Raw genomic sequence first — 5,702 nt, 5'->3', positions numbered from 1 at the left:
CTTCAATACCGCCCCGACACCCTCGACGGCTTCATAGCCGGCACCGCCCTGACCCTCGACACCCCAACGTCACCCTGACAAGCCGAAGTCAGTAAGCAACCAGAGACCGTCTTCAAAGACTGATCTTGGTGTCCCCACGGGTGAGCCAGGCTTCGAAGAGAGCGTCAGCAAGCCAGTGCCTGTTGACGAAGGCCAGGTGATGGGCTGACACTCCGGTCCCACCGTGTGAACGACGTGTGGGATCTGCACCTTGGGACAGCAGGAAGCACGTGGCATCCACATGGAGGGGCTCCCCGGTCTGGATGTGTCCGTCGATCTCTCCGTCGACGGCCCGGTGCAGGAGGGTGAATCCGTTGTACTCCTCGTGGATGTCAGCTCCTGCCGCCAAGAGATCGCGCAGTTCCTCTAGCCGGTCCTGCTCGACAGCCAGGTGCGTCGGTGGCATCTCCATTACTGCACCCCCCTTCGTCGGAGATCATCTCAGGCCATGGCCCTGGCCTTGGAACGAGGTGAGAGTAACCGGCCGCTTCCGTGGACCTGTCGCGCCCTCAGGCAGAGGAACCTGGGGAATTACGTGAACTTACCCCTGGGGAATTACGCGATCGTCCACACACAGAGGCGCTATCAGGTCATGTTCCGCCCGGCCGGAGCCATGAGCACGGGTCCCGGCGGCCGGACAGAACAACTTGAGGACAGCCCAGCAGGACGTCAGTCAGTGCCCGAGCCACGACCACCGGAACCCGAGTATCAGCATCAATGTCAGTGCCCGCCGCTACCGTTTGGCCGTTCACGATCTTCAGGGAGGGAGGCTCGATGGGCGCCAGTGGATGGGACTACGTCACCAGGTATGACGGGGACGTCGAGGCGGCTTTGGCAACTTTGCAGGCCAGGGTGTTTCAGGAGGAGTACGGCGACGGTGCCAACTACCGAAGCCTGGATGACCTGTACGAGGATGAGGAGTTCATGGGGACAGAGGGCACCCATACGATCCTCGACATCGACAGGGTCATAACCATTGATTCCCCGCCGGTGGGGTCTTGTGCCTCTGACTACGGCACCCTGCGCCCGCTGACACTCAGCCGGGTGGTTCACCACTTTGGTACCGACCGCCCCACGGTCGAGCAGTACGGGGAAGTCGTTTCCGCTGCCAACGAGGCTGCGAGCCACGAGGAGCACGTGCGTAGCCTGCTCGGCGAGTGTCGGATGCAGTGGACCGGCTATTACGTCGTCCTCCACTCCGATGGCAGACCAACCCACCTGGGAATCTTCGGCTTCTCGGGCGATTAGGACTCGTCCGGTCGGTCATGTGACCGTTCGGGGCGGCGGCGTACTCGACCGTGGCGGGCGTTTTCCGGTGGGATCGGGAGCCACTCCGGCGAGATCCCGAACCACTGATCAGGTAGCCCGGGGTTCGGGGCGGAGTGTCCGGCGGGGCGGGGGTGAGGAGTGCCAGTAGCTTGTGGGTGCGGGCCCGGGTCGCCTCCCTGACAAGTCGCGGCCAGGGGCTCGCGTCCGTCATGCGGAAGGGCTGGACCCGTGGGGTCCAGCCCTTCGTGCTGCCGGTGGTGTGTCAGTTATGCGTCAGGGTCAGTCTGCGCGCTCGCGCCATTGCGCGGAGTTGCCCTGCACCTCGGCAACGCTCGGGTGACGCACGGCGTCCAGCCCGTCGTCGGCGAGAAGATCGGCAATCAGGGCCGCAGGCCCGAACACTTCCGTGGCACATGGAACAAGCTGGTCAACGGGACCAAGACGAGTACCCCGACCACGCCCGCACCGACCACGCCCGCACCGGCGAACGGCAGGCTGACCCAGCGCCAGGCCCTCGCGCAGCTCGCCGCGGCCGGGATCAAGGCTCCGGTCGGCCGGACCTCCCTGGCGGGTGTCCGTGCCCGCACGATCCAGGGCGTCATCGCTCTGAAGAAGGCCAGCGGCGGCTGCACCATCGTCATCACCGGCGGCACCGAGTCCGGCCACAGCACCAGGGGCAACCACTCCCACGCAAACCACTCTCAGGCGCCGACAGATCCGCATCTACAACCAGCTCGCCTTGCGTCCCGCCGTCGGGGCGGCCGAGCTGCGACGGGAGCTGATCCGGCTGTCCTGCCTGATCAGCTCCCACCCGTACTGGGCGGGGCGCGGCTGGAGCATGGCGGGCCGGGTCGAGCTGGTGCGGGCGGCCCGGAGCGGGCCGGACGGGGTCCGGGAGGTGGTCGTGCGGTGGACCGGCGAGGAGTTCGTCGTCACCGAGCCCGAGGCACCCTGAGCGGGTGGGAGGCCCGCCCGCGCGGCAAGGTTATCCACAGGCCCCGGCAGGGGCGGCGGGCCCGTCGTAGCGTGTGCCTCTGTCGATCACCGGGGGGCTCGGGATGTGTGACGTCCGGCTGGAATGGCTCGCTGCCGAGGTCATGGACGAACTGCCGTCCGCCGAGGCACGGACGGCAGTACAGGCCCTGCTCGTCGATGCCGCCAGGCATCCGGACTGGTGGCCGGCCCCCGGCGGCGAGGAGATCGCCCACGCCTTCGGAACGTGGTGCTGGATCTCGGGTTCTGGCTCAACTTCTGTGGTGGTACGTCGCTCCCGCTCGTACCCGCATCGGGGCGAGCCCGCTGAACTGCTGGTTTCCCGCGTCCGACGCGCCGTCCTTGCGATCGGCAGGCCAGCATCACAGAAGTTGTGCCAGAACCGAGAACGGGAGGCACCCGGCGGCCCACCTTGTCTCTGGCGTAGCCGCGACCCGTTTTACGGTGCCGGTCACGAACCTTCGGACGGACGCTGGGCTGTTCGCCAGCGTGGGGCTTGGTCGTCGGGGATGTCCGGGGAGGCGAAGTGGAACGGCACCCCGAGGTAGTTGGCCAAGGCCTGTCCCGCATCTGCGGCCGCGGGTCCCAGCGGGCGCCCGCCAGGGCGCTGGTGAACAGTCGCCAGGTGTCCCTCCCCGGCTGGGTCGTCCAGGACCGCGACCAGAAGTACGAACCAGTCATGGACGGTGTCGCCGTCCCAGAGAGCCTCGACCGCGGCCACCCGGCCCTGGTGGGCGGCAGCACGGGCTGCGAGTGAGGAGACGTCGAGCGGATCGGGCGGCCTGTGCTGCACGCGATCGCCGAGAATCTCGTAGCGCACGTGGACGACCTGCTCCGCCTCGTGCAGGCCGACCCCAAGTGGGCGCAGGGCCTCCCACACGGCCTTGACTGCCGTGAGCCGGCGGTCGCGCAGCACGTTCGCGTCGACCTCCCGGCGGGTCTGTTCCTCCAGGTAGGTCCACCAGCCGTTCACCGGACCACCAGAGCGGCTTCCGTGAAGTGCGTCATGGGCTGAACGTATCTCAGCCGCGAACAGTCCAGCGGTCACCGGCGCGGAATTACCCAAGCCGGCATGGAGGCCGCGTCCTGTTAACCTTCCCGGATGTTCATCGTGATGTTCATCTGACGGTCCTGGGTCTCTCCCGTCCAGGTTCTGATCCGTTGAGGGTGCGCTCTGTCATGCCCTCCGGACCTCGATAGCCGTCAGATTCTTGGCGGCCTCGCGTTCAGCGTCGGTCGAACATCATCGGAGCTTCTTCGTGCTCGCAGTACTTCTCCTTCCTGGCGCTCTTCGCGCCTTCCTCCCCGCCCTGATCGGCCGGTCCGCCCTCGCAATGGGCGGTCTTGCTCTCCTCCTCGCCGTCCAGGACAGCACGGGTTCGTACACGCAGGCCGGTTTCGCAACAGCGGTGTTCGGCATCGCCAACGTCCTCGCCGCCCCCTGGCGTGCCCGGGCCGTCGATCGATTCGGTCAACGGATCGCGCTCACCACGATGGCCTCGGGCCAGGCCTCCGCGTTCATCGCTCTCGCGCTCATCACGGAAGCCGAGAGTGTCGCGGATATCTGGTTCCTCGTTCTCAGTGCGGTGGTCGGCCTGACAGCGCCACCCCTGGGGGCGGCGATGCGAATGGTCTGGGCATCGCTCACAACAGCCGGTGACCAGCGAACAAAGGCATTCAGTATCGACGCGGTTTGCGAAGAGCTCCTCTTCGTCGGTGGTCCTGTCATCATCACCGCGGTCATCGTGGCCACTTCTCCCAGCATCGGACTCTGGGTGACCGCGGCAGCGGTTTCCCTCGGCACTGCAGCGATGACGTCCAGTGCCTCATCGGGGGCGCTGCGCGGGACAGGAGGGAGCGGCGCGCAAGGTGATCGCCCACTGCGACAGCCAGGTTTCGCAAGGGTATTGGTCGTCCTGCTGGGCGTCGGTGGTGTATTGGGCGTCGCGGAGATCGCAGCGCCAGCCACCGCTGCTCAACGTGATGCTGTCGCAGCTTCGGGCTGGCTCCTGGCAGCCTTTGCCGGCGGAAGTGCTCTCGGAGGTTTTCTCTATGGGCAACTGAACCTCAAGTCGCAAATCGGCAAGAGGCTGTTCGCCCTGTGCGCCAGCATGGGGCTTGCCGCGGTGTTCGTATCCCAGCTGGACACACTCGGTCTCTTCGCCGCAGGCCTCGCCCTCACCGGCCTCTTCCTCGCCCCGTCCCTCATCACCGGATACCTCATCGCCGACACCATCGTTCCGGACACCAGCCGGACCGAAGCGTCGACATGGGTCAACACCTCCGTAAACCTCGGCGCATCGCTGGCATCCGCCGCGGCAGGACTCGTCATCGACAGTTCCGGCGCCTGGCTCGCCCTCTTGCTCGTGGGCGCGATTGCTCTCGCGCTCGCCTCCGCTGTGCCATTCACACAGCTGCGCAAGATCGAGTCGCCTGCGGACCACGCTCCCGACCGTTGCGAGCAAGGCTGATCAGCAGCCCCCGACCTCCCGAGCGGTCAGGGCGTTGGTGCTGGCGTGCGGTGCTCCGTAGAAGCCCGGACAGGGTGGTCGACCATGGGGCCGGCGGATCGGTGACCCCAACCGCGGTGGGGACTGGCTTGACAGTGAGGGGACCCGGCGGCGCGCCGCCGGGTCCCCTCACATCCATCCGCCACCTCGTCCTGCAGGCCCCCGCACCCGTGATCGCCCGCATGCGCGGCTACCACGACGACACCACCGCCCAGCTCGCCGCCGAGGCAGGAGGAACCTGGCGGCACTATGCCCCCGGCGACCACTCATGGTGAACACGAGCCCGGGAGCGGTCACCCTCCAGTTGCACGGATCTCGGCGCGCGTAGGGGCTGTGGTCGACTGGTGGAAAGACGTGCGGCCTCGGCGGCCACCCAATCCAGAAGCACATCTGCCAGATCAGAAAGGGATCTTCCTTCGCCGAGAAGGACGAAGCGGCAGTCGAGATGGTCTCCCGGATTGTGAGGGTTCAGGATGCCGCAGCGAAGACCCGTACGGTCGATCTGGCCGCCCAAGCAGGTGCTGATCATATTGCGCACGGGGTCTACCAGGCTCGTCCACACCAGCAGGCCGTCTGTCCATAGGACGTCGACGGGGAAGTCCACGCAAAAGTCTTCAGGTTCCGGCGCCCCCCTGGGCCAGCTCGTGACGCGGGCCGCCAGGTGCTCGACCACTGGCCGCCAGTCCTCGCCGAACTCCCAGTCCGTGAGGTACTCGTCGAACGTGCTCATCGGGCCAGTGAATCACCGTTGCATGCGGACTCGCCTGCGCATATCGACTCCACGCCGCCAATCTCGTTACTGACTTCGGCTTGTCAGGGTGACGTTGGGGTGTCGAGGGTCAGGGCGGTGCCGGCTATGAAGCCGTCGAGGGTGTCGGGGCGGTATTGAAG

At 66.6% G+C, this 5,702-nt stretch carries 8 protein-coding genes; 5 read left to right on the top strand and 3 right to left on the bottom strand.

The features are described 5' to 3' along the window. Positions 1-112 precede the first annotated feature (112 nt). Entirely contained in the window at positions 113-316 is a 204-nt protein-coding gene (locus tag ACFYY7_RS45040) for a hypothetical protein (protein ID WP_388672141.1), read from the bottom strand. Between ACFYY7_RS45040 and ACFYY7_RS45035 the strand changes: the two genes are divergently transcribed. The 3 genes from ACFYY7_RS45035 to ACFYY7_RS45025 all read left to right on the top strand — a co-directional run bounded on the left by ACFYY7_RS45035 (position 251) and on the right by ACFYY7_RS45025 (position 2,263). Then, positions 251-409 carry a hypothetical protein gene (locus tag ACFYY7_RS45035; protein WP_388672144.1) on the top strand — a complete coding sequence of 53 codons (159 nt, stop codon included), beginning with the start codon at positions 251-253 and terminating at the stop codon, positions 407-409. The two genes, ACFYY7_RS45040 and ACFYY7_RS45035, sit on opposite strands and share 66 nt — an antisense overlap. A gap of 404 nt (positions 410-813) precedes the next feature. Beyond that, positions 814-1,287 (top strand): hypothetical protein, encoded by a 474-nt coding sequence (locus ACFYY7_RS45030; RefSeq protein WP_388672138.1) that lies wholly within the window; start codon positions 814-816, stop codon positions 1,285-1,287. A gap of 760 nt (positions 1,288-2,047) precedes the next feature. After that, a complete protein-coding gene (locus ACFYY7_RS45025; RefSeq protein ID WP_388672135.1) occupies positions 2,048-2,263 on the top strand; it encodes a hypothetical protein in 216 nt (71 codons plus the stop codon). Positions 2,264-2,752: 489 nt separating this feature from the next. Here ACFYY7_RS45025 and ACFYY7_RS45020 read toward each other — a convergent pair whose 3' ends face one another. Further along, entirely contained in the window at positions 2,753-3,274 is a 522-nt protein-coding gene (locus tag ACFYY7_RS45020) for a hypothetical protein (protein WP_388672132.1), read from the bottom strand. 286 nt (positions 3,275-3,560) lie between these two features. Here ACFYY7_RS45020 and ACFYY7_RS45015 point away from each other — a divergent pair, with 286 nt between their 5' ends. Further along, positions 3,561-4,772, top strand: coding sequence for an MFS transporter (locus tag ACFYY7_RS45015; protein WP_388672129.1), 1,212 nt, complete (start codon positions 3,561-3,563; stop codon positions 4,770-4,772). 128 nt (positions 4,773-4,900) lie between these two features. After that, a complete protein-coding gene (locus ACFYY7_RS45010) occupies positions 4,901-5,086 on the top strand; it encodes a hypothetical protein (protein WP_388672126.1) in 186 nt (61 codons plus the stop codon). Here the strand turns inward: ACFYY7_RS45010 and ACFYY7_RS45005 are convergent. Then, entirely contained in the window at positions 5,059-5,541 is a 483-nt protein-coding gene (locus ACFYY7_RS45005) for a hypothetical protein (protein WP_388672123.1), read from the bottom strand. The two genes, ACFYY7_RS45010 and ACFYY7_RS45005, sit on opposite strands and share 28 nt — an antisense overlap. Positions 5,542-5,702: the final 161 nt, after the last annotated feature.

It is taken from the genome of Streptomyces sp. NPDC001933 (genome assembly GCF_042890955.1).
Classification (GTDB): domain Bacteria; phylum Actinomycetota; class Actinomycetes; order Streptomycetales; family Streptomycetaceae; genus Streptomyces.
The sequence above is the reverse complement of the archived record's forward strand: the minus strand, read 5'-3'. Positions and strand labels throughout refer to the sequence as shown.

Excerpts from the sequence above, each read along its gene's own strand:
- ACFYY7_RS45030 (WP_388672138.1), top strand. The coding sequence starts at position 814 with ATGGGCGCCAGTGGATGGGACTACGTCACCAGGTATGACGGGGACGTC.
- ACFYY7_RS45005 (WP_388672123.1), bottom strand. The coding sequence starts at position 5,541 with ATGAGCACGTTCGACGAGTACCTCACGGACTGGGAGTTCGGCGAGGAC.